The 24,813-nt window shown below is 42.9% G+C and carries 17 protein-coding genes, 1 tRNA gene and 1 pseudogene; 8 read left to right on the top strand and 11 right to left on the bottom strand.

What is annotated here, in order from left to right:
* Positions 1-147, top strand: a pseudogene (locus tag EI162_RS01385) (IS3 family transposase); the annotation flags it as partial.
* A 155-nt stretch (positions 148-302) separates the two neighbouring features.
* Here the strand turns inward: EI162_RS01385 and EI162_RS01380 are convergent.
* From EI162_RS01380 to EI162_RS01340, 9 genes are all read right to left on the bottom strand, one after another.
* The gene (locus EI162_RS01380; RefSeq protein WP_192522640.1) at positions 303-734 is read right to left on the bottom strand and encodes a hypothetical protein; all 432 of its coding nucleotides are present in this window, start codon (positions 732-734) and stop codon (positions 303-305) included.
* Complete coding sequence (locus EI162_RS01375) at positions 664-1,110, bottom strand: DUF2345 domain-containing protein (protein ID WP_318779283.1); 447 nt, start codon at positions 1,108-1,110, stop codon at positions 664-666. Before EI162_RS01375 ends, EI162_RS01380 begins: the two co-directional genes overlap by 71 nt.
* Before the next feature lie 300 nt (positions 1,111-1,410).
* Positions 1,411-2,541 (bottom strand): hypothetical protein, encoded by a 1,131-nt coding sequence (locus EI162_RS01370; protein WP_192522639.1) that lies wholly within the window; start codon positions 2,539-2,541, stop codon positions 1,411-1,413.
* Between the two features lie 104 nt (positions 2,542-2,645).
* Positions 2,646-3,632, bottom strand: a complete 987-nt coding sequence (locus EI162_RS01365; protein ID WP_192522638.1) for a DUF2515 family protein — start codon at positions 3,630-3,632, stop codon at positions 2,646-2,648.
* A 10-nt stretch (positions 3,633-3,642) separates the two neighbouring features.
* Entirely contained in the window at positions 3,643-6,324 is a 2,682-nt protein-coding gene (locus EI162_RS01360) for a DUF2345 domain-containing protein (protein ID WP_192522637.1), read from the bottom strand.
* 106 nt (positions 6,325-6,430) lie between these two features.
* The gene (locus EI162_RS01355) at positions 6,431-7,219 is read right to left on the bottom strand and encodes an OmpA family protein (RefSeq protein ID WP_192522636.1); all 789 of its coding nucleotides are present in this window, start codon (positions 7,217-7,219) and stop codon (positions 6,431-6,433) included.
* A 287-nt stretch (positions 7,220-7,506) separates the two neighbouring features.
* Positions 7,507-8,487 carry a type VI secretion system-associated protein TagF gene (gene tagF, locus EI162_RS01350; RefSeq protein WP_192522635.1) on the bottom strand — a complete coding sequence of 327 codons (981 nt, stop codon included), beginning with the start codon at positions 8,485-8,487 and terminating at the stop codon, positions 7,507-7,509.
* Positions 8,484-12,536, bottom strand: coding sequence for a type VI secretion system membrane subunit TssM (gene tssM, locus EI162_RS01345; RefSeq protein ID WP_192522634.1), 4,053 nt, complete (start codon positions 12,534-12,536; stop codon positions 8,484-8,486). The genes tagF and tssM overlap by 4 nt, the downstream gene beginning before the upstream one ends.
* 66 nt (positions 12,537-12,602) lie before the next feature.
* Positions 12,603-14,360: a hypothetical protein gene (locus tag EI162_RS01340; RefSeq protein WP_192522633.1), complete on the bottom strand. Its 1,758-nt coding sequence runs from the start codon at positions 14,358-14,360 to the stop codon at positions 12,603-12,605.
* 413 nt (positions 14,361-14,773) lie between these two features.
* On the opposite strand from EI162_RS01340, the gene EI162_RS01335 reads away from it, so the two are divergent.
* From EI162_RS01335 to icmH, 4 genes are all read left to right on the top strand, one after another.
* On the top strand, positions 14,774-15,838 hold the full coding sequence (locus tag EI162_RS01335) for a M15 family metallopeptidase (protein WP_225735220.1): 1,065 nt from the start codon (positions 14,774-14,776) through the stop codon (positions 15,836-15,838).
* A 42-nt stretch (positions 15,839-15,880) separates the two neighbouring features.
* Positions 15,881-16,555: a hypothetical protein gene (locus EI162_RS01330; protein WP_192522632.1), complete on the top strand. Its 675-nt coding sequence runs from the start codon at positions 15,881-15,883 to the stop codon at positions 16,553-16,555.
* 9 nt (positions 16,556-16,564) lie between these two features.
* Positions 16,565-17,911 carry a type VI secretion system baseplate subunit TssK gene (gene tssK, locus EI162_RS01325; protein WP_192522631.1) on the top strand — a complete coding sequence of 449 codons (1,347 nt, stop codon included), beginning with the start codon at positions 16,565-16,567 and terminating at the stop codon, positions 17,909-17,911.
* 84 nt (positions 17,912-17,995) lie between these two features.
* Positions 17,996-18,808 (top strand): type IVB secretion system protein IcmH/DotU, encoded by an 813-nt coding sequence (gene icmH / locus EI162_RS01320; RefSeq protein ID WP_192522630.1) that lies wholly within the window; start codon positions 17,996-17,998, stop codon positions 18,806-18,808.
* A 371-nt stretch (positions 18,809-19,179) separates the two neighbouring features.
* Here icmH and EI162_RS01315 read toward each other — a convergent pair.
* Together EI162_RS01315 and EI162_RS01310 are read right to left on the bottom strand one after the other, a co-directional pair.
* Positions 19,180-19,255, bottom strand: a tRNA-Asn gene (locus EI162_RS01315).
* A gap of 258 nt (positions 19,256-19,513) precedes the next feature.
* On the bottom strand, positions 19,514-20,716 hold the full coding sequence (locus EI162_RS01310) for a pyridoxal phosphate-dependent aminotransferase (RefSeq protein WP_192522629.1): 1,203 nt from the start codon (positions 20,714-20,716) through the stop codon (positions 19,514-19,516).
* Between the two features lie 493 nt (positions 20,717-21,209).
* On the opposite strand from EI162_RS01310, the gene EI162_RS01305 reads away from it, so the two are divergent.
* From EI162_RS01305 to EI162_RS01295, 3 genes are read left to right on the top strand one after another with little or no spacing between them, the layout of a single operon-like run.
* Positions 21,210-21,956 carry an SDR family NAD(P)-dependent oxidoreductase gene (locus EI162_RS01305; protein WP_192522628.1) on the top strand — a complete coding sequence of 249 codons (747 nt, stop codon included), beginning with the start codon at positions 21,210-21,212 and terminating at the stop codon, positions 21,954-21,956.
* Positions 21,957-22,013: 57 nt separating this feature from the next.
* On the top strand, positions 22,014-23,714 hold the full coding sequence (locus EI162_RS01300; RefSeq protein WP_192522627.1) for an NAD(P)/FAD-dependent oxidoreductase: 1,701 nt from the start codon (positions 22,014-22,016) through the stop codon (positions 23,712-23,714).
* Between the two features lie 31 nt (positions 23,715-23,745).
* Positions 23,746-24,771, top strand: a complete 1,026-nt coding sequence (locus EI162_RS01295; RefSeq protein ID WP_192522626.1) for a DUF1365 domain-containing protein — start codon at positions 23,746-23,748, stop codon at positions 24,769-24,771.
* Positions 24,772-24,813: the final 42 nt, after the last annotated feature.

Raw genomic sequence — 24,813 nt, 5'->3', positions numbered from 1 at the left:
CACCAAGACTATAAAACAAGATTTGCAGCCATCAGAGATATTATTGGATATATTGAGTTGTATTATAATCAGACTAGGATTCAAAAGAGCTTGGGCTATAAATCGCCAAGACAGGTGTGGTTTGACTTTTATCGTCAGGCTGCGTAATTAAAATCTCCCAAGTTTGGTTCTACGGATTTGACGGCAGGGGTCAACAAGCGGTTTAACGCTAGCCTGTGTCACTCCAAATCTTCCAGATTCTATAGCTATTGTAATTAGTCTCTCTTTTTGTGATGCTGTTGATGCACCTGTAGGAACGCCCATTACTTACTCTCCTCACTATTAACGTTCAACAAATGAAACTTAATTTCTTGTTCAATGGAGGTACGTATAGTTTCAGTGTAACCCTTAAAGTCAGTCGTACCTTCAAACACTTCCCCCGTTATTTCAGCCTGCGCAATATAATCAACGAAACTATAGGGAATATCATCATCGTCAGCGAATATGAATTGAGCAGTGTGATTGTCTAGTTTCAAATGAGCCTTAATCTCATCAGGATTCGAGCTAAAGAAAGTTTCAGTGTTTCCCTCAATATCTGTAACACCCTCAAACCTCTCTTTCGTATTCTCATTGATAGCAATATATGGTGTGTTGGCATAAGGAATGTCATCATCGTCAGCAAATCTAAACTGCGCTTTGTACATTGCACCAGCTATCAGACTCGGCAGCCCATCCCAGCCCATCCATCCCACCACCAGCCTTACTATGCTTACCACCTTTTTCCGTAAACTGCTTAGCGGCGATAGTGATATTAGCGCCATCTAAAGTAATACTCGCACCACCAGCCGTTAGCGTAATTTGATTCGTCGCCACTATTTCAACTTCTTTAGTCGAGGAGGCGATGTTTACATCTTGCTTTGCCGTGGCTTCCAGTTTCCCCGTATGGGCGGAGAGGGTGATATTGTCCTTAGCATTGGTCATGCTAAATTGACCATCGGCTACTATATTGAGTGACTCGCTACTGACTTGGTTATGACTATCGCCACTACTGATGTTTAAGTCTTGTTGAGTAGTAGTGATCATCTCACCCATAGTTCTGTGAATCAGGGTATCGGTACTGACATAACTTATATCTGCTGCGCTATCGATCAGCGCGAATGGCGTTGTTTGATGGGTATTGGTTTGTTGTTCTTCTGCGATAGTCTCAAGTTGCGTCTTAATCGCGTTATGATCTTTGACGTTACGTCCAAGACCTGTTGCCAGTTGCGTGAGTCATTCCGCTAAGTGCTGACCACCTAAACTGGTTTGTGTCAAAGTCGGGGTGTGCTGTTGATAGTTATGTTGTCCAGACTGTGCGTGAGTTTGCGGCTGAGTGGAGAGTAAGAAATATAAAAAACCACCCGAAGGTGGTTTAGATCGAAATATTAAAAACTACCCTTTTTCACCGTCAAACTGCCAAATGACCTCACCCCAATTATTGTTTGGATAGTCCGGCATGATGTCACCTTGCTTAAAGTAAGCACGACTGTCAGATTTTGCTTGCGTGAACCAGTAGCCTGATTTAGGGCAGGGCTGTCCTGCTAGGCAACGTCCACGAGCTTGACTGGTAATTTCAGGTTTGTTGGCTTTGGTTTGATTCTCATAATAGGGCGTCATGTCTTCGCCCGCTTCTTTACGCTGCATAAACTCTTCATAAGTGATTTTGTAAGGGTCAATAGAAACAAACTTGCTGGTATCGATGCCTGTCTCTTTAAGTACGAGTGGTAGGGTATAGTCAGGTTGGTCTTGTTGAATATCTAAGCCTATTTCTAAAGCTTGAGTTTCAGCGTATAGTCTAGCTTGCGGTAAGTCTGGATAAGCTTCTATAAAAACTGATTCCATAGTATCGTCTGGATTGTCATAACTGAGATAGCTGTTGATATGAATCTCTTCGGAGCTAAAATCTAAACTGATCATATAGACGTAATTGTTAATCTCTTCTTCAAAGTTGTATTGCATAGTAATATCTAAAAAAACATCAGTACCATTTCGTAGATCCCAAAATTGTAAGCTTGGTAGCTGTTTAAACTGATCAAAGGTTAGAGGGTATTGATAGTTTAGAAAGCTAGATGATACATTCTCATCAGTGACATAAGCATAACTATCTTGGAGAGATATACGAGCACTAGTGACACGACGATCGTTCTGCCAACCTTGCTCTTCTAGCTGTTTAAACAGTTTTTGCACAGCGACATAGGCATCTTTTTTCGTAACACCATAGCTGCCTTGAGAGTTAGGAACGAAAAAATCAATTCGAACCGACTGTATGCCTCGTTTAGGTTTATCATGAATATAGAAGCCTGAGGTCATACCCACATTATCAACAGTGAGTGATGGAACGTTAGGGTAGCTAAAGGTAGCAGTCCCATCGTTAGATGGAAAGTTAATTTCGTAAAAAGTAACGCCTAAGCTGCCAATATTGAGTGGGTTATCATCAAAACTCCAATACTGTTTGATGTCCTCGTTATTCTTCTTAAAAGTTTCAGGACTTTCTTCTACTGAAACATAAGCATGAGGCGGCATAGTATTTCCTTTTGTATCGTTTTTGCTGCAAGCTATTGTAGATAGTGATAATGAAACTGCTAGTAATACTGTTTTAAAAAGCCTATATCTAAACATAGTTGTTCCTAAGTCTTATTAATCCAACCTGCTATTTTAACCATCTCCCTCTCAACTTTTGCTCTTGTACTATCATTGTTCATAAGCTTGATATATTGCTCAGCAACACTGGTAATCCACTTCATTCTCTTAGTAATATCAGCCAATTCAATATCTGATGGTGCAACATTCTTGAAGTCTAAATCGTCAGTATCTGCTTTAGAAGTATAGACCATTTGGATTTCGGGAATAGATGCCTTTCCTCTTCCAACTTCAGCCAGCCATAATCCTGCTCTAAAACCACTTTTTTGATAGATTATCTTTTGTAGCACTTCACGCTGCTCGTGATTAGCAAGCTTCATAAGATTTATTTTTTGTTCTACTTTTCTTTGTTCTCTATCTGTAGATGGTAATCTCTCAAATTCTTTAGTCGCATCAAAAGCAGGTTTGATATATTGGCTTGCACCGAGATTGCGTATTTTAGGTAGTACGTTATATGCCCCATGTGAGTCATAGACCATCGTTTTAATTTCGGGGATATAGTTGTTCGTATTGCGTTGATTAATACACGTACTAAAGTTAGTACTACACTGATTATATTCAAAATGCCATCCAGCAATATCTTGATATAGCCAAAAGTTACCCAGTTTAAAGTTGTAGACAACACCGAGTAACCCCTGATCTGCGGCGCTTGACCAATGCCCTAATGCGTCAGCGACAGTTTTACTCGCAAATGCGCCAAGCCCCATCCAAAAATGACGTCCTTTATATTTTGCATTACCATTGACATCGCTGTGTTCCAAATAAAATTTAGCATACACCGCTGCTATTCGCCGTGCTCTTGCTTCGCCATCTTGTACGACTTTTAAATGAATAGTAGATGATTTCTTATCCGAGCTTGTAGTTAATTTTTCAAAACATTGGTATTGAGCGATTGACCACGTATAGCTACAGGGCATTGTCTGGTTGGCACAGCTATTTTTTACCGTATTAGTATCGAACTTAAGTGTTGCCATTCTATTCTCACTATAGGTCTTTTAAACCTTCAATAGATTTAAAAATTATTTTAGTTTCTAGCTTTTCTGATTTGGTATCCGTATCTGCTCTAACGGTCTTACCTGCGTCGTCTACCTTAGCTTTCATATTTAGATTCTTACCAAGTAAATGGTAATCAATATTTTTTATAGGTAGTCCTGCCGTGTTTAGAAACTGAATCTGCTCATCAAAAAACTCTTTTTCGATAAGCTTATCAAAAGGTAGGCGCGATAAATAACTACTATCCATCCCACCACCAGCCTTACTATGCTTACCACCTTTTTCCGTAAACTGCTTAGCAGCGATGGTGATATTAGCGCCATCAAGCGTGATACTTGCACCACCAGCCGTCAGCGTAATCTTGTTCGCCGCGACTATTTCAACCTCTTTAGTGGAGGAGGCGATGTTGACATCTTGCTTAGCCGTCGCTTCAAGTTTTCCTGTATGGGCGGAGAGGGTGATATTGTCCTTAGCATTGGTCATACTAAACTGACCATCGGCTATTATATTCAGTGACTCGCTACTGACTTGGCTGTGACTATCACCACTACTGATCATCATATCTTGCTGAGTGGTAGTAATCATCTCACCCATAGTTCTGTGAATCAGCGTATTGTCACTGACATAGCTGCTGTCTGCTGCGCTGTCTATCAGGGTATAGGGATTGGTTTGATGAGTATTGGTTTGCTGTTCTTCGGCGATAGTTTCAAGTTGCGTTTTAATCGCGTTATGGTCATTGACTTGTCTACCAAGTCCCGTGGCCAGTTGCGTTAAGCGTTCTGCTAAGTGCTGACCGCCAAGGCTGGTTTGGGTCAGAGTTGGAGTGTAGTGCTGGTAGTTGTGCTGTCCTGATTGTGCATGAGTTTGCGGTTGAGTGGAGAGGACAAGTGCTTCACCTGATTTTATGTTGATTTGGGCGTTAGTGGCCGCATTGATGCCTTGACGTTTGGCGGTGTCCGACGGATTGATAACCCCCATTTTTATGCTGGCAGTGACTTGTCCATCATCGACGTTGAGCTGTGAGTACGCTTGTTCTGTGCGGTGATCAGTGACCCATTCTGATAAGCCGTTATCCATGTTGCGATAACCACTCTCAATCGCTTGTTCGTTGTCTGTGGCAAATAGGCTAGGGCGAGTCGATGACAACAGACTGCCAGTATTGATCAAATGCTCGCTATCACCGATAGATTGCATGAGAGTTTGGTCATTCGCTCGATGGGTAAAGTGTGTGCCATAGTTAGCACCCGCTTGTGCTTCTAATCGACTGATAGACTGGGCTGGACTATCCAGTAAGTAGTTTTTGGTCGGCGTCATATGATTGCGGCTGTCTGTGTCGCTTTGGCTATCCGTAATCCCTGTCATCGGTGGTAGGGCGTGTCTGCTATATAGAGGACCAACCCATGAGATATCAGCGGTAATGAGGCGCAGCTGCGTTAAATGAATGCCAGATTCTAATTTTGACGCATGACGCTGTTGATGGCGTGAGCTTCGAGTTAGACCAGTGACGTGCGCTAGACTATTGCGTGCCAGATGCACGATATGGGTAGCGCGGTAATGCTGATTGAGTGCACCGTGATCGACAAGTATAAAAGTATCAGCAACGTTTAAGTCAGTAGCATGGGCAAGGGCATGATAGACGCTATACTGACTTTGATGACTGTCTGCTACGATAGCCGCTTCATCTATGGTTTCAGTATCAGTTACTGGCGCAAAAGCAGCGGGCGTATCTAATGTGAGTGTGAGTGTGTGGTTATTGGCATGGCTTTCTTCATCGGCATTACTGCTCATCGCAACGTCAGCGGCCTGGGTTGGCTGTGCGACGCTGGCGCTATTAAAGCGCTGCATCGTTACTGAATTTGGTTGGGTGACAATCTGCTCACTCATTGCTAGAACGGGCGCATGGACACGATCATGTAATACTTGTTGGTAACGCAGTGCGCCAATATTTAAGCTGATACCATCGCTATCGCTTGGACTATGCGATGTAATAATAAGCTTTGGTGGACTGTGCTCGTCCGTTTGCTCATGGCGTAAGTAAGCCGTCAGTCCTTGACGCGCGAGCCGCTCGCAAATATGTGTCCAGTCGCTTATTTGCCATTGGGTCATGCGCGCTGGTGCCCAGCTAGCACCACCTTCATCGCTGCTACTATCATCAATTATTTCTATCTCAAGTGCAGCCGTGCGCTCTGCTACCATCGCTTGTACGGTCACATCAGTATCAATATGACTGCGTAAATGCTGATGCAAGCGATAATTGATGGGCTGGGCGAGCAGACGATAATAACCGTAGCTGCCATCATGGTCTAGCTGATGTACCGCTGTTATATACAGGTGACGAAAGCTTAGGCCACGTGGAGTGTCAAAGCTCAAGGTTAAAGGGCTACCGATGAGATTGGTTAATGGCGTAAAGGGTGGATGATGCCGCTCATGGATATAAACGTGCAGCACATAGATATCGATACCGTGCTGCTGATGTTGGCGATTACCATTGGGATTTAGTTGAGCAATAATGTCGGCTTCATCAAAGCTATGCATGAGCTTATCTTGCCACAATCGATAAGCATCGATATCTTGGCGCGCGCTCGAATAGGGCGCTTGAGTGCTACCTTCGCTAGCATAAAGCCGATCTGGATGCATGGGCAGCACGGTATTGGTCAAGCGTAACATAGTCATATCCCTATTCTTTGAGCAATGGCATCTCTTTGAGCAATTTCATGACAACTATCAGCAGGTGACGATTGATGATTATTTGCCGTTATCATCATACATAGTGATGTTATTAGTTAAGGGTAAATTCGATACGGCGGTTACGGGTGCGTCCTTCTTCGTCATCGTTACTAGCGATGGGGTCAGTGTCCCCTTTACCAGTGGTACTGAACCGCGCCGCATGTATATTTTGATCTATCAGGTATTTTTTGACCGCTTCTGCACGCTCATTTGATAGGGCTAGGTTGGCAGTAGGATTGCCAACATTATCAGTATGGCCCGTGATGGTGACTGCCTTATTACCGAGGCCCTGTAATACGCCTGCGATATCGTCTAAGATGCCCAGACCCGTTGGCGTCAAGTTAGCACTGCCAGATTCGAACTCGACGATACGATCGCCCAAAGTATCATCAATGAGGCGTTGTTCCTCTTCTACTACGACCAGCTGGTTTTCTAATTGATAGAGATCGGTTAGCCGTGAGTGAATACGGTTTTGAATGGCTTGTTTTTGTTCAATGCTGCTGACTTTGCCATGTAAGCTAATGGTCGTACCATGAATATCAATACGCCCTTGGCGAATGTTAGAGATATCGCTGTCGATGATAGTCGTGGCTATCTGTTGCCAGTTGGTGGGTATATTAATGCTTGAGCGCACTTCAATTTCATCTCGAACTGGTTTATTAGGGTATTGCGCTTTGAGCTTTTCCAGGAGTTGCTGCTTGTCCGAGCTAGTGGCGACCACACCTTTGATGACCACGGGGATATTTTGTGCGTCATTGGTCACATGAGCATCGTTATGTGCTGCAAAGACAACGACGCTGATAGGAAGGGTCATAGCGACGGCTAATAGCAAATTTTTCATGCGATTTGTTGGCCTAGGTTTGGATATTTTGGAGAGGACTTTCATTCAAGTACCTTTTTAATCTTGATATTATTGAGCAGTGACTAGTGGCAAAGATATGATGCATGGCGATTACTATTAGCTATTATGAATCAGTAGTTATAGTTAAAATACTTTAAAAGCGCTACGATACTGCGGGTATGGTTTTTTTGCAGCCTCTGTCTGCGTAGGCACAGCAAGCAAGAAAAAACGGTACCTGTAGTACGTGATGTAGCGATATTACTTCTCACTGACTATATTATGAACCACTATTGTGCCAAAAAGGTCTTTTTAAACAATTGCCTAGTATCATACAGGTATAAGTTATCTTGTAACAATACTTTATTGAAACGGGTCAGCCCAATATCTTCATCAATATAGCCTTTTGTCCAGTCGCTATTAGCGATAACCACCCAGTCTTCAGGATAAGTTTTTTCACTTTCTGATATTTGCTCGAGTATACGTCCATCGGGTTTGTTGAAACTCAATAACAGGCGATAGCAATTAGCAACGCGGTATAAGTAAGTATTCAGGGAGAGCTGATGCGGCTGATAAAAACCATTGATGAGATCGTGCCAAAAGGTCGCTATGTGTATCGAGCTTTCTCTATCAGAGGTGAGTGACCAACAGATGGCCTTATTTAAACCGTTAAAACCCTTGGTAAAGGTAGGCAAAAATAATAAGCCAGTGGCGATGATTTGCTGTATCAGTTGCGATTTGTCGATGTTCATTAATACCGCTATATCATGCAACGTGGTGGTGTTGATAAAGTCGTAATAGTGAGTGCTGGCGTTGTTATTGATGGTGAGCTGGCTATCATTGAGATACTCCATAAGATCGGCGTTGTCAGTTTTGGACTTGGCCATGCTCAAGATTTCATAAGTGTCATCCCAAAGCGCTGCTGACTTGACGGGCAGATAGTTCATCCAGTTTTTTGGTTTATCTAGATGAATCACGCCAAAGCCTATCAGTGGATAGTTTCTATGGCTACTATCATGGCTGGGAATGAGGACACCAGTGATAATCTCATTAGATTTAGTATCGATATGACTGAAATTCAAAAAAGCGATGTTATTGGAATTTGCTTTATCTACGAGGCTTTCACTAAATATGCTTTCCGACACCGCTAGTGCTTGGCTGACCCATTCGTCAATGGCGTTGGTCTCTGAGATATGAGCACGCGCCCGTACAAAATCGCCGCGAGCAGGCAGTTTGCCAAAATAAACTAAAGGTAAGGAGTCAGGAATCATGGTGTTTGCTCCTGCTGCTCAGTGACGGCTGAATTGTCATTAGTTGTCGTCGCGTTATCAGTAGGCGGTTGCGCTTGTAGAAGGCTCTCATTATTGGCAATGCTATTAGTACTAGGAGCTACAGTGGTTGCATTGGCTGGTGGCGTAGCGCTAGTTGCATCTTGCTCGACAGTTGGTACTGTCTGATTGGTGTCAGAACCGATATTGGCAGTAGGAGCCTCGCCATCGACTGCATTACTATCAGAAATTGGCCTTGCTGTACGTGTAACGCCCAGAGCGATAACCTCATCTGGTAATTTCATACCAGTAAATGGATTGTTTGAGCGCCCTTGATCGGTGGTGGTGCTACCACTGCCACTGATGATTCTAAAGCGCACAGAGATAGTGACATCATCACCTGACCATGCCATCTCAAAGATATCATTGCCAAGTTCAGTACGACGTGCACTATTGATAAGGCGTTCTACACCAAAGCTACCTGCTTCCTCAAAGACAGTAAAGTCTCTGCCATCATAATCCTTGGCTCGTATACTGGCGCCAGGCTGGCTGCTTGGATTGGGCCATACAAACGTTGTCCAAGCTTGGCTACCCATGCGATAACGTAGCTGTTGACCATCGACCACAATCGTATATTCGGTCAAGCCGCTGACGGGTAAGGGCATGATTTGAAAGGTGGTTTGATTGGCCGCGCTACTACCAGCACCACCACCAGTACTATTACTACCAGTATAATTGGTAAAGTAGCGCCCAAAATCAGCGACAAATTTCGGGTTAAGACCTATGCCTGCGCCATTCCAGATTTTACTGGAGATTTGATCACCGCGGCGAATGATAAAGGGCGATAATGTTTCGTTGACGAATCGCGCCACGTAGCCATCTTCGCCAAAGAATTGACCAATCTCAGCAGGCGTCGCCTCTAGGTTAGCATTGGCGGTAAAGGGATACTTTTTTTCTAAATTATCTAGGAAAGGCTTATGTACTTGTGCTTTCCAGACTTTATTAATCTCTGCTTTAGTGGGGGTCAGTAGCATATTGAAGGAGCGTGTCAAAGGCTCACTCAATAAGGGGCGAACCAGCTGTTTAATTTCAGAATTGGCTTGGCTGAGTATTTGCTCATCTAATATCTGTAGAGATTTAGTCAGTTCTGAGCCTTCGGGGCTGAGGGTTTGCGAGGCAAACAACAGTGCATCAGGGCCGATATCATCACTACGAGCGATATTATTAAATCGCGTTCTAATGTCGCCTAAGCTTGCCAAGTAATTGTCTAATAATGACAGGTCTTGGTTGTCTTCTCGCGGCGTTACTAAAGCATGTATAGAAGAGAATTCTTGAGCAATCACACCTGAGCTTGCTGGTGCTACAGCAGCGGTGTTACTAGCACTACGACCGTTATTCATGGTCGCTTCTGCTTGGCGCAGCTCAGCGGGGCTCTGACGCAGAATGGTTTGCTTAAACCAATTCACAAATGAACGACGAGATTCCCCGCCATTGCCAACCGCTTGATTGGCCGCTTTGTTATCCCACTGAGTTTGGCGATCGACGGTCTCAAATAATGTTTTTAGCGGTGATTCTGTGGCATTAGACAGCTGATTTAATAAGACCGCATGGTCATCGAAGTCTTTACTATCGCGAAGATAAACTTGAGATAAAAACCGCTTCCATTCACTGATATATTCTTGCTTATAGCGACTGACCAAATACTGCCGTATTTGTTCAGGACTACCTGTCAAGGTGAGGTCGTCTTGGCTACTGGTTGCCAATACCCAGTCATCGGCGACTATTCTAGTAGTGGCAGCTTTATCAATCTCATCACTGACGAACGACTCCCACGCTTGTTTGGTAAAGGTGCCTGAAATGACATGGCTACCAAGTAGCGCTTCGTTGGCTGTACCTTGGGTGATTTGAGCGACTGTGACAGATGGGAAACGGGCCGATGAACGCATTTTAATCTCAGAGTAAACACGCTCACGAGCAGGCTGGCCTTTGCTAACTTTTGATAAATTACCGCGTGTTTTGTCTATCAACCCTAAGTCATTTTGAATCAATGGAAAAGTGGGGTCGCCGACATGAGCCAACGTAAAACTCAAGATACGCTCAGCTTGGCGAATCATTTTGTCACGTGGCATATCAGCGCGATTGGCGTCGAGCCAGTTACGCCAAAACCGGGTCATCTGATCGCTTAAATGACTGGTCTCTAAATTGTCATGATTGCCAAGCATGAGATAAGCTTTGAGCGCATTATAAGCATCTTCGACGTCCGTAGGGTCTGACTGAATATAAGCATCATTAACGGCAGCATCAGAGGTGTTGTCAGTGGTCGAATCCTCTGTACGCACTTCTAACTGGTCGGCGTTGGTGTTTACTTCGGTCAAAAACGTTTCGATGTTTTGTTTGGTCGGTGTTAAGACGATGATGCGGATACCGTTATAGTATTCTGCTAACAGTTTTTGCTTCAGTTTATCGCCTTGGTAAAGGCCAAATCTCAGAGACAGCGGCTTGTCGTCTTGATAGCCTTCGAGCTGCTCGATTCGACTTTGTAAAATACTGAGTGACTCAAGCTGGGATTGTAGATCTCCATTAGAGTTTTTTTGCAGCGCTGCGACTTGTTGTAAGTCGGCCACGACGCGCTCAGTGAGCTGTTTATTATTGGCATACGACCAAGTCCACAATCCGACAACCGTGCACAAAGTGACAACAGCAGCTAGGGTAGCAAGTGCGCGATGACTGCGTTTGTTTCGGTTTTTGTGCTGCTTAACCAGATGCTTGTCTTTTAAAATTACCTTGGAAAATAGGTCTTGTAAAAAGTAAGGCTTGTCAGCGGATTCCTGCTGGGCGTTAAGTGGTATAGCTGGTGGGTGCAAATCGTAATTTTGTACCATTTGCAACGTCATTTGGCTACTAACTTGGCCATCTTGCAAGGCGCTAGTAAAGTAAAATCCACGCAATATGGGCTTAAATTGAAAAGGATTGTCTTCAAATAAAGCATGCATCAGCGTCCGTATCATCGGACGTAATGACTGAAACTCCATGGGAAAGGTCATGAGACTAGGAGATACGGTGCGCTGATGACGCAAAGATAGCTTAGTAGTGCTTAAATCTTTTAGACCGTTGACTAAGACGCCAAAATGCTCTTCGAATACGTCAGTAATATTGATGTCTTCTGGGTCTTCGGGGTAGGGAATGGTCGCGCCCCATACTTGGCTGCGCTCTTCTTGCTCATAGTCATTAAAGAAGTCACGAAATCCTGAAATCAAATCCATCTTGGTAAAGACCACATAGACAGGCGCATAGACTTCTAACTGTTCGGTTAAGTCCTGCACACGACTGCGTAGGTTTTTGGCCAAATCCAAGGCATAGCTTGGGTCGTTTTTGGTAAGCTCAGCGATACTGACCGCGATAATAATGCCGTTAATCGGTGCTTTAGGTCGATTCTTTTTGAGCAAGTTTAAAAACGACAACCATTCTGAGCGATCTTCTTCATAAACGGAGTAGCGTCCTGCGGTATCGAGTAAAATACCTTCAGTGGAGAAAAACCAATCACAATTACGTGTACCGCCAACGCCTTTAACGGATAGCTTATTGGTTTGATCCATGAATGGAAATTTTAAGCCAGAGTGTAATACTGCTGAGCTTTTGCCTGCCGCTGGATTACCGATCACCATATACCACGGTAGCTCGTATAATGCTGCCTTACCGGTTTGATCGCCTATCTTTGATTTGCGAATGGTTTTAATGGCATCTTGCATTTGCTGTCGTAGCGCTTGCACCTCTTGGGCGTTTTCATCTTTTGCTAGGTGCGTGCTATCTTCACTTGGGCTCTCATTGTCATTATCTTCGACCAAATTTGCCAGCTCATCTGAAGCAGCCTTGCGTTTTTTCCACAGATAATAGGTCAGCAGCCCCAACACCGTGCATGTGATTAAAATGCCAACAATAATAAAAAAGGTTTTGATGCTCACATAGTCATACAAAAAGACCAGAGCGACTATGATACCCAATGCTAATAATACCCTTGGGTTGTAGATAAGATGAAAAAACCTTGAAAACATGCGTGCTACCTAGTGTGGTCTTAAGATAATAAAGCGAGTATTTACAACGATAAAGAGTTGTCAAAGCTATGATTCAGGCGTCTGAGAAAAGTCTGCTAACCAAAGCATAGAGCAGTGCTTATGTTGGGTAACTAAAAATATCTCATCTGACTCTTGTTGATTTTTTTCTGCCATATTAACAAACAGTGATAAGCTGATAAATGGTGTTAACCAATTATTTAATGGCATATAATGCCCTAAATGATGTTCATTTACTAGAGCGCCTTTTGCTATAAATGCTTCGAGAAAGTTCATATACGTTGATAGGTCATAAGGTTGTTTTAATGGATTAATGTCTGAAATAGTGGTAATACTCATATCTGCTAGAGAGACATTAGTCTTGTTATTAGTTTTGTCTTTGATGTCAGACGATTCTTTTTTTGGTTTTGTTGTCGGTTTATCAGTGGTTTTTAGCGCGGTCGTATCGGTCGGTGACAGTGAGAGGTTATTGTTTATCAATAGATTTTTGATAGCCGTTAGGTGTTGGAAATAGCTGCGTTTATTGTTGTTTTTAACGTCACTATCTTTAGGACTTGGGGCGCAAATCTCAGTCAATAAAATACTGGCACTGGAATCGATATTGAGTACATCTTGAGCCGCTTGATTAGAAAACACCAACAGCGCACCAGCTTCGGTAGGAATGACATTAGAAGCAGAGCTTGAGTACATATGAGCATCTAACCATTCTTCATTTATCTGTGAGTCAGCAATGAGCATTAAGCAAAGCTCAGGGGCGGATGACTGAGACAATGGAATCAGATGTCGGTTAATAAACTTGCTAGGTTCATGAATGCCATGACTACCATCAAGCTCAACGTTATCTTCTATACTATCTTCTACGTTATTTTTTATAGTAGCGTCATCAGTCGAGATGACTTCAATAGAGAGTAGTGCTTCAGGAATACCGTAGGTCGCTAGTTGCTCTTTGATGGCTGCAATAAGTAACGCTGAGTCGGCGCTGGCAGGGAGGCACAAATAAATGGGTAGCTTGGCGAGCGATGTACCTGCAGAGACAGAAAGCGTGTCATCGTTGCTTGAGTCATTGGCTGACTCATTATCTGGTTGGCTGTTTTCTTCACTGGCGCTAGCTAAATAATGCTGCTGCCACTCAGGATGGACATCAATGGCTGAGTTGGGTTGGGTATTGTTATTTTTATGGTACTGATGGAAGTGCTCGGCGAGGATATACAATATCTCATCGCTTGACGCAAGCTGCTCATAAACCAATGAGCATAAGCGTAAAGTTACATCATTTAACGCTGGCATGTGCTCTGTATGCGTATCTTCGTTATCATCAAAATCCGAGTCTGCTAAAGAATCATCATAAAGGTAAGCATAGGGTAAGGAGGCAGCATCGGTGAGTCTGGCGATGGGTTTGGTCAGTATTGGCAGCCCATCCATATCCATCAGATCTTCGCTTAATACTGTCAGGTCTTCATCGTTGTCTACCACATCAGACCAGCTATTCCCCTCGGGCAAACAAACACGGCTATAGATAAACAACTGATAAGTATCAGGCAGTTTGACGGGGGCTTTTTTATCAGATTTTGCCCCAGTGCTATCTAACGCTTCTCTTTCTTGGCTGTTTAATCTTTTTTGCCACCACAACAGCATCATGATAACGCCAACAAATAATAGGGGGATAGCAACAAACCACAGTAACAAACCGGACGAGGTAAGCTGTCGAGCATTGTCTTTAAAGTACATCCAGACCAAAATCAGGTAAGCCACTAAGAGCATCACGACAACAAAGCGGCCATAAGACAGTATTTTTTTTGCGCCCACTTATTTAAACCTCTTGTTTGTTTGGTTTTTTATTGTATTTATGACTATGTTTACAAAATTTATAGGCAGTATTCTATGGCATTTACAAGGTTCTTTCTACTAAATTTAATGACTTTATTTTACTAATATTATTTTACTAAGATCGTATTCAACAATAAGTAGAAATGATAATTTTATATTTTTTTAATAAATAGCTGAACTAATAAGGTCTATCACGTTATTAAGTCAATATTAATAATAAATCGTTCGTATAAAGCCCGTCAGCATTAATAAAACCAAGGCAGGAGAATAAGAAAATAGCATAATTAAGTCGGCTTTATTTCCAACGAAGATGTTTTATCTATATAATACTGACAAAATAGTAATTACCAACGCCTGTTTGTCTTTTTTCGTCGTTTTGGTTTTATCGTCTTATGATGTATGTGATCGTTTCTTTCTTTACGTTGCTATCGATTATGATGATTGTCATGCTCTTTGATCGGCAGCTGTGCGCGCGATTATTGGGCAAGATTGCGATCTATTTTCAACGATTATTCAGCCCCAGAACTAAGCATTCATTACCCAAGCATTCATCAACAGAACCACCTAAGCAGCCATTTAGTTATCGTATCAAGCAGTTTGGGCGGTTTATTGCAAAAATAGATGTTTCGCGACTCCCAGTGATATCGGCATTATCACTGTTGATTATCATGGCGACGGCTGGGCTGTGTTATGCCTTGATTACTAGTCATTCACTTGAGGTGTATCATGCAAAAGATACGCGGCCCAGCACTACAAGCGCACAAATCAGCCAGCTGTTAATAGGAGAGCGCCTGAGACCGCCGCCAGCGCCGCCTGAGGCGTTGTTCGCTGAGTTAGAGGCCGAAGTTGCAAGCTATCAGGCCGATAAAGCGGAGGAAGGCTATTGGCCTGAAAATCAAACGAATGTGCCTCAAGCTGGCAGACCGCTGATGCTGCCTGAGCCTGACTTGTCTGAGCTAAATACGCAAGATCACAGTACGGGTTATTCGGGTGATATGCTGGCCTCACATCTAAATAATGGCCATATCAATATCAAAAATGCTGACCGTAATTGGAAAAAAATGAACTCAGAGTTTGTTCAACGGCTGTTGACTGTGTATAAAGTAATGAGTGATCAGTATGGCTATGACATGGTGCTTTTAGAAGGCTATCGTAGCCCAGCAAGGCAAGCAAGGCTGCTCAGAAAAGGCTCTCACGTAACCAAGGCGGGGTCGTATAAAAGCTATCATCAGTTTGGTTTGGCAGGTGATAGTGCCTTTATTAGAAATGGTAAGATTGTCATCAGTGAAAAGGATCCTTGGGCGATGCGAGGCTATAAATTATATGGTAAAGTAGCCAAATCTGCTGGACTTGTGTGGGGTGGTGATTGGCGTATGATGGATCTTGGCCATGTCGAGCTGCGTAAAAAAGGGGTGCTTGGTCGCCCAGAAATGGCAGAGATTTTGACCAGTCAATAATGACAATAAGATTTAAGGTAAATTTAAAATATGGACAGATGTATGACATTGCCGATGGCATTAATAGCCACTGGTTGTTTGCTAAGCGGTGTGCTCGCTGGATGTAGCACTGATAAATTGAGCAAATCAAATGACAAGGTGTCGGCACTGGCAGGCGAATCTCCTATTGGAAATGCCATGAGTAATATCGTTGGTAGTGGCAAAAACAGTGCCGATTTGCAAAGCTTGAAAGCGCAGTTAGAGCAGCAGCAACAGCAGCTTGCGACCATGAGTGCCGAGCAGCAAGCACTACAAGAAAAACTAACGCGTCAGCAGATAACACTCCATATTAAACCCGCTGCCAACGCTAATGCTGGACGTGCCAAACTAGGGACAGCAAGCACCGCTTATATTGCGTTCTTAGAAGAAGAAAGTGAGTTCAGTGATATTGAAGAATTGGCTGCCAAAGAAGTCAGTGTGATTCCAAATCGTGATTCCAGTCTGACGGTAAATATTCCGCAAGATGCACGTTTTATCGCCATTAAAGTGGGATTAAGATATACCAAAAAGCGCTCACAGTTTCTTATTCCACTTGCCAGTCTCAATTTTGATACGCCATTTACGCTGAATATAGGTGCATGCGATGTCAGTATTACTGAGGGTATCGACCCGGCGCTGGTGCCTACATTTAGTACCAAACTTAAATATTATCAGCAGCCACTAGTCAGCTGTTCGTAGGAGATTGTCTTGAGCAAACATAGAGTATTGTGGGGCGAAGGGCTGTTTTTGCGTCCTCAGCATTTTCAGATTCAAGACACTTATCATGACTCGCAGCGAGCATTAAGTATGATGCTGGCGCACCCTTATGCTTATGGGGTATCTGAGGTTCAGATCGATGAGCAATTATTAGAAAGTCATTTATTAAGTTTTCAGAGTATTTATGCAGTATTGCCCGATGGTACAATATACCAAGCACCTCGCACCGATGCATTGCCAAAAGCAGTTACCTTAGATACTCAAGATAATGGTGATGAGATTTTTGTATTTTTAAGCTTAGAAATTGTTCATGGTGGTGGCAGTAATATTCAGACGGATCACAGTGATAATCCAGCGCGCTATGTCAAAGGTGCTGTTGAGGCGCAAGACCTATATAGTCAAGCCGCTGAAGCGGTCATCGATGTGATTAAGCTGTCGCCAAGTCTGCAATTAAGCCATTCTGCGCAAGTGCCCAGTCAAGATACGGTGTCTTTATTGATCGCTAAGCTCGTGCGTACCACCCAAGGCGTTTATCAAGTCGATAATGATTATATCGTCCCGAGTGTGCATATTACCAGTAACGCTGCGCTCGTTGGGCAAGTCTATCGTTTGATGACCATGATTAATACCAAGTCCACCTCATTGTATGACCATCATCGTCAATCTAACAATGACTTGTTAGAGTTTCGCTCTTCAGATATTGCGTCTTTTTGGCTGCTGCATACGCTGAATACCGCATACTCTCAGATCAGCCATTTATATAATAATGCCAAACTACACCCAGAACGGCTTTATGAGGCGCTATTAAATGTTGCCAGTCAGTTGGCTACTTTTAGCTCATTATATAAAGTAGGGGATTTGCCTTCTTATCATCATGACAATGCCAACGAATCGTTTGTCGGTATTATCTCGATCATACGTGAGCTGCTCAATACGGTGATTGCCAGCAACTTTATCTCAATTCCATTACGTCAGACCAAACCGTCTTACTACACAGGTGATCTCAGTAGTGACAAAATCACGCGCGGCTCACAGCTGTATCTGTCTGTTAGCTCATCGCTACCGATGCACGAGTTAATCGACATCGTGCCACGGCGCTTCAAGGTTGCGACCCCTGACTCAGTAGAAAAACGTGTTCTCTCTGCGCTGCCAGGCTCTCCTGTTTCGCACGTCACCCAAGTACCTAGCGCGATACCGGTAAGACCAGGCTTTAGCTACTTTACCATCGAGCCAGTAGGTGAGCTGTATGACGAGATGCTAAAGTCTGAATCTATTTGTATTTATGTGCCAAATGGCTTTGATGATTTAAAAATTGAGCTGATGGCCATCGTACAGTAGTTATGCCGCGTCTCTAGTGGTGCTAAGGTTGAAAGATCAATAGACACTAAATAGTATTTGAAACAATAAGCATTAGGAACAATCATGTCAGGGAATAATTCAGTGGGCTCTGCGCCCTCACTATTGGATTCGGGTGAGGTAGCATCAAAAGTCTCAGCAGCGGGACTGGATAAACGTATCAGCAGCCAGTCGCTGGTCGATATTATGTATGACGGCTTTTATTTGGTATTCCTGCTGCGTAATCATTATTTTAGTAGTGAGCCGCGTAGTTTTCGGCAAAAGATATACGCATTTTTGGACAAGTTCGAAGTTGATGCTCGCAAAAAAGGTTTTTTGTCAGAAGACATTCATGAGGCAAAATACGCTTACTGTGCGCTGATTGATGAGACCATCATGACCACGCAGGACCCAGAGTTTCAAACCCTAAAAGATGCTTGGGAGATGAATCCTTTGCAACTGGATTTGTTTGGTTCGCAAATCGCGGGCAATGAGTTCTTTGAGCGTTTAGATGGTTTGCGTGAGCAAGGAGAGAAGCGCCTACCTGCTTTAGAGGTGTATCATTATGCGATGCTGCTCGGCTTTCAAGGTAAGTATCGTTTAGAAGCACCAGAGAAAATTCGCTATCTTATCTCGCGTTTGGGCGATGAGATTGAGCATCTACGCGGCAATAAAAACGCGTTCTCACCGTTTTGGGCAATTCCTGACCAAATCAAGCACACGCTTACTAGCGAGACGCCATTATGGGTTATCCTTGCCGTCATGGCAGTGTTATTGACCGTGATATTTACCACCATGTGGCAGTTTACCAATAGCTTTTCAAATGAGCAGCTCTCGGCATACGACAATGTTATTCAGGAAAACAAAGAGCAAGCGCATATTTCAATATTTTTACCCTAGCGTTTGCTGATAACCATACCGCGAATCCACTTGCAAAAGAATACCGTGCTGCTGGGATGCTTGTTTTTAAACATATAATTAAAATACTTTAAAAACGCTACGATACTGCTGGTATAGTTTTTTTGTAGCCTCTGTCTGCGTAGGCACAGCAAGCTAGAAAAAACGGTACCTGCAGTGCGTGATGTATCGATTTTACTTTTCACTGACTATAGGTTCCGCAGCTTCTGTTTGCATAGACACCGCCAGCCAAAAAAATCCATTCCAAACGAAAAAAAACAGCAGCCATAAAAAAACCCCCATCAAAGTGATGAGGGTCTTGGCAAATGCCATAATTGAATTAAATATAATTCAAAAAATTTACAACTAAAATGTGGCTCTCCAACCTGGGCTCGAACCAGGGACACACGGATTAACAGTCCGTTGCTCTACCAACTGAGCTATTGGAGAATAAGCTATAAGCGTTTAAAACCTTATAACGAGCCTTAGAAGTCTCTAACGAGTTCTTGCTAAGTGGGGCGTATTCTAGCAAAGATAAAAAATACGTCAAGCCTTTTTTGCATAATTAGTAAAGATTATTGTATTAATAGCACAATCCGAGGTTTTTCACCAAAATTTAGCAATGGCGAGGTGAATAAAAAAACGCCCACATAAATATTATGGAGCGTCTTGTTATAGAGAGGTTGTTTAGAATGATTTTTTAAAGACTTATTCAGCCACGTCCAAATCAGCAACCGCCTTTTCGATACGTGACAAAGCATCTTTTAGTGTGGCTTCATCAGTAGCGTAAGAGATACGCATATAGCCGCCAAGACCGAATGCATCACCCGGTACAACAGCCACGCCAACCTTATCGAGCAACCATTCCGAGAACTCAGTACAGGATGATAAACCCGCCGCTTTAATTAAAGGTTTGATGTCAGGATAAACATAAAACGCGCCATCAGGACGCAGGCAAGTAATCCCTTTAATCGCATTTAAACCATCAACGACCAAATCACAACGCTTTTCAAAAGCTTCTACCATAGGCTCGAGTACGCTTTGGTCGCCATCGATAGCGGCTTCTGCTGCGACTTGGCTGATAGACGTGGGGCATGAAGTGGACTGCGATTGTATTTTTTTCATCGCTCCGATCAATTTGGCAGGGCCACCCGCATAACCGATACGCCAACCGGTCATCGCGTAGGCCTTAGAGACGCCATTCAAAATAATGGCGCGGTCTTTCAGCTCAGGCGCTGCATTCAAGATATTATAGAATTTATCACCTGTCCAGCGAATGTGCTCGTACATATCATCTGAGGCAACATAGATTTTTGGATGTTTTTTCAACACTTCAGCGATAGCTGTTAGCTCATCTAAGGTATAGATCATGCCAGTTGGATTCGATGGGCTATTCAGTACCAACATTTTGGTTTTATCGGTGATAGCGGCTTCTAATTGCTCGGCAGTGATTTTGAAGTCTTGCTCAGCTGGGCATTTGACGATGACTGGCACGCCTTCTGCGATTTTGACCATGTCAGGGTAGCTGACCCAATAAGGTGCTGGAATGATAACTTCATCACCTGAGTTGATAAAGGCTTGGGCAAGGTTAAAGAATGATTGTTTACCGCCGACCGATACTAAAACCTCATTTGGCTCATAGCTGATGTCATTGTCGCGTTTGAACTTTTTAATGATGGCTTTTTTGAGTTCTGGTGTGCCATCGACAGCGGTGTATTTGGTAAAACCATCATTAATGGCATCAATAGCCGCTTTTTTGATGTGTTCTGGTGTATCAAAATCAGGTTCGCCAGCGCCCAAACCGATGATATCTTTACCTGCTGCTTTTAGCTCTGTGGCTTTATTGGTAATCGCTAGCGTAGGAGATGGTTTGATGTTATTGACGCGGTCAGACAGTTGCAGTTCGCTCATGAGAAATCCTTTCTTATGGAGTGGGGTGGGTAAAATATAATATTCGCTATATAGCGTTTAGATGTTATCAGAATGTGTATCAGACAGTTTAAAAACAGTTCAGGCAGATTGAAAACCTGCCACTTTAAACTTTTTTAGAGATAATTGACGCTCAACCAAAAGCGCTTTTGGCTTTATTGTAGCATGCAGCTATTACGCTGTCTTATAGGGCTCGTAAATTATAGAGCTCGTAATTTAAAATAACGAGAGAAACAGCCGTTCTATGCGCGCTATGACCAAATATTGAGCAGTTTGAAACACTGGCTGATTGCGAAACCACAACAATAGGCTGATAATCTTGCGCTATGATTGTTTAGATTTTATAAATAAAACGGATGCTACGTTAATTAAATGCAGTCAATGCAAATAGTTAAATAAAAACAATAATCAAGATTTAAATATGAGATAAATTGTAAATTCAATAAAATTAAAAATAACTAAAAGGACGTTTATCATGACAGATTCTACCAGAAAATTAAACATTCTCATTACTGGAGCGACGTCTGGTATTGGCAAGCAGTTAGCAAAAGACTATCTCCTCGAAGGCCAGCATGTTTATGTCGTTGGCCGTGATGATGATGCATTGGCTGAACTTAAATCATTGGGCGCAGAAACCATTGACTTAGACCTCATGGATCGAGATAAAGTCATTGAGGCTTTTGATAAGATAAATGACGTTGATTTGGCGATTTGCGGTGCTGGCATGTGTGAGTATCTGGATATGCCAAACTTTGATAGTGCGGCATTTATGAAAGTCATGTCAGTAAATATGGGCACGTTATCGCACGCTATCGAAGGAGTATTACCAAAGCTCATCGTCTCGAAGGGTCGCTTGGTCGGTATCGGCTCGGCGTCTGCTTATGTGCCGTTTGCTCGTGCCGAAGCCTATGGCAGCTCAAAAGCCGCCATTCATTATTTAATGAAAACCCTACAGATTAGCCTTGCACCGCACGGTGTATCGGTCAGCTTAGTCGTTCCTGGTTTTGTTGAAACGCCAATGACCAAACAAAACGACTTTCCGATGCCGTTTTTACAAACCCCAGAACAGGCAAGTCAAGCCATTCGTCATGGTATTGAACACGGTCATGAGGTGATTGAATTTCCCAAAAAACTGACCTTACCATTAAAAGCGCTAGGGACGTTACCAGATTTAATCTGGCAACAGGTCAGTGAAAAAATAAATAAAAATAGCCAATCGTGATAGTTCCGAAAATAGAGTAAAGAATAGCGCTTTAAAAAAACAATAAGGAACGCCTTTATGTCGTTTATCCGCCGTAAACGTAAAAATGCAAAAACCGCCTCTACTGAGGCTAGTAGTGTGTCAAGAAAGCCTAGCGTTGTCCAAGAGAAAAAGCGTATTGCCATTATCGGTTCAGGCGTTTCGGGTTTAACTTGTGCGCATTATTTGGTCAAGCAACATGAGGTGACGGTGTTTGAAGCCAATGATTATATTGGCGGTCATGTAAACACCATCGACGTGACATTACAAGATGGTAAAAAGGCGAAACCTAGTAAAGTAGAGAGAAGTGCGATAGATACTGGCTTTATCGTCTTCAATGAGCGCACCTATCCCAACTTTTTTCGTCTGCTTTATGAGCTGCAAGTACCTTTTCAAGCAACAGACATGAGTTTTTCGGTAAAAAATACCGCGCGTCATTTTGAATACAATGGTCATACGCTCAATACTTTATTGTCGCAGCGAAAGAATGTGCTCAACCCAAAGTTTTGGCAATTTATCAAAGATATCCTACAGTTCAATAAGCATATCAAGCAGCTACGCCAGGATTATGAAGAGACTCGTGCGCAAGGACAAGATATCAGCAAATTCACTGAGCAAACACTGGGTAGTTATCTCAGCAAACAAAGCTACAGTACGCTTTTTATGGATAACTATCTGCTGCCAATGGTTTCTGCTATTTGGTCAACCAGCCTACGCGAGGTAGAAGATTTTCCATTGGTATTTTTTGCCCAGTTCTTTGATAACCATGGCTTGCTCGATGTGGTCAATCGCCCGCAATGGTTCACGATTCAGGGCGGCTCAAAACAGTATGTGAATAAACTGGTCACTCGATTTGTTAAAGCTGGCGGCAAGATAAAGGTAAATTGCCCAGTGCAGTCGGTTACTCGTAACGCCGCACAGGATAAAGACAAAGTGATACTAACGCTTCAGGATACAAACAATATCAACGGTGAGGTTGAAAGCCTTATATTTGATGAAGTTGTTTTTGCTTGCCATGCAGATACCGCGTTGAAGATTTTACAAGATGCCGGTTATGATGAAACTGAGGTGCTAAGTCATTTCCGCTTTACCAAAAATACCGCATTATTGCATACCGATAGCAGCGTTTTGCCCAAAAAGCCATTGGCATGGGCCAGTTGGAATTACCTGATAGAGGATAAAGGTTCTATTAAGAGCTCTACTAAAAATGCTAAAGAGCAGCAAACCGCAGTAAAGCCAGTATTGACCTATCATATGAATATCTTGCAACGCTTGACCAAAAAGCATAACTATTTGGTGACGCTTAATCACAAGGTGGATGAGAATCAAATTATTAAGCAGATTGATTATAGCCACCCTGTTTTTGATAAGGCAATGATCGATGCCCAAAGTAAATGGTCAAATATTTTGGGTAATGGTCTGCACACCCATTTTTGCGGCGCGTATTGGTTCAATGGCTTTCATGAAGATGGTGTACGCAGCGGCCTACGTGTTTGTCAGGCATTAGGCCATGACATTGATATAAAAGATGAGGTTGAACCAAGCCATCTGCCTGATGTCGATAGTACACATACGCCATTTCGCTATAGAGATTTGCCAGTTAAAGCAGATACCAAGCCGCGCAAAATCAATAAACGCAAGGTCACGACGGCCACTACTAATCAGGAGCTGGTTGAGTACGTTGAGAATTTACAGTCTGCTGTTAACGATAACGAAACATATAAGGATTACGAACCATAGAAAAAGCGCGGTTTATTTGGGTGTAAAACCAATGAGCACTAAAGTAAATAATGAGGAGAAAGCTGTGTCTACTGAAGACGGTTTATCTGACAGTTGCTTACCCCATCAGCTATTTCATGGGACAACATGGCACAGTCGCCTGCTACCAAGTGTGCATAAATTTGCTTATCCATATCGTTATTGGGGCATCAGTATCAGCGCGTTGGCAGCGGGGCAGGTACTTCCTGAGGTAGGTATAGCCATTTTTGGTAAGGCTAATTTTGTTAAAAATAGATGGTTAAAAGAGCTACCGTTATTCTCAGCGAAGAAAAAAGCTTTGCAGCAATTCTGTCCTGATGATTATTTACAAGGACTAAATTCACAAGGGTTAAATTCACAAAGGCGAAATGTACAACAACCAAATAGCCTAAGTAATAATGAAAACGACGATAGCCGTTTAAATCCTATCCAAGCACTTAGTCATCGTTTGAACCAAGCATTTACTGAACAAACAGGTAGTGAGCCAACAGGCGATATCATTGGCATGGTTGTGTGCCGCAATGCAGGTATTTATTTTAGCCCCGTTAATTTTTATTTGGGTTTTGATAAGCAGCAGACGCCGACTCATTTATTGGCTGAGGTGTCTAATACGCCATGGGATAAGCGGCATTATTATGGGTTTTTATTAGCAGGGGAGAGCACTGAGTTCTGTCACGATAAAGACTTCCATGTCTCACCCTTTAATCCGATTGACCAGCTATATCGTTGGCAAGTTAAGATAAAAAGCCAGCCAGATAACGGCTTGCAAGTTCGTATTGCTATCGATATCAGTGATGAGCGCGGTAAGGTGTTAAAAACAGGGGTAAAAATGTCAGGCGTCCCAATGACTGCGACTATGATTCGCAACAGCCTACGTAAAAACCCATTGATGAATGTGACTTCGTTAACGCGTATTTATTGGCATGCTTTTAAGCTTTATGCGATTAAAAAAGTACCCTACATTAATTATGATGAAAAGCTAGCCGATAGCCAGCAGCAAGCTGATAAAAAACCTGATGTTGAAAAAACTGAACACTAAATCACAAAAATTTAAGCACCTAAGTTTAAGCACCTAAGATTG

Source organism: Psychrobacter sp. FME6, from assembly GCF_014861365.1.
Classification (GTDB): domain Bacteria; phylum Pseudomonadota; class Gammaproteobacteria; order Pseudomonadales; family Moraxellaceae; genus Psychrobacter.
The sequence above is the reverse complement of the archived record's forward strand: the minus strand, read 5'-3'. Positions and strand labels throughout refer to the sequence as shown.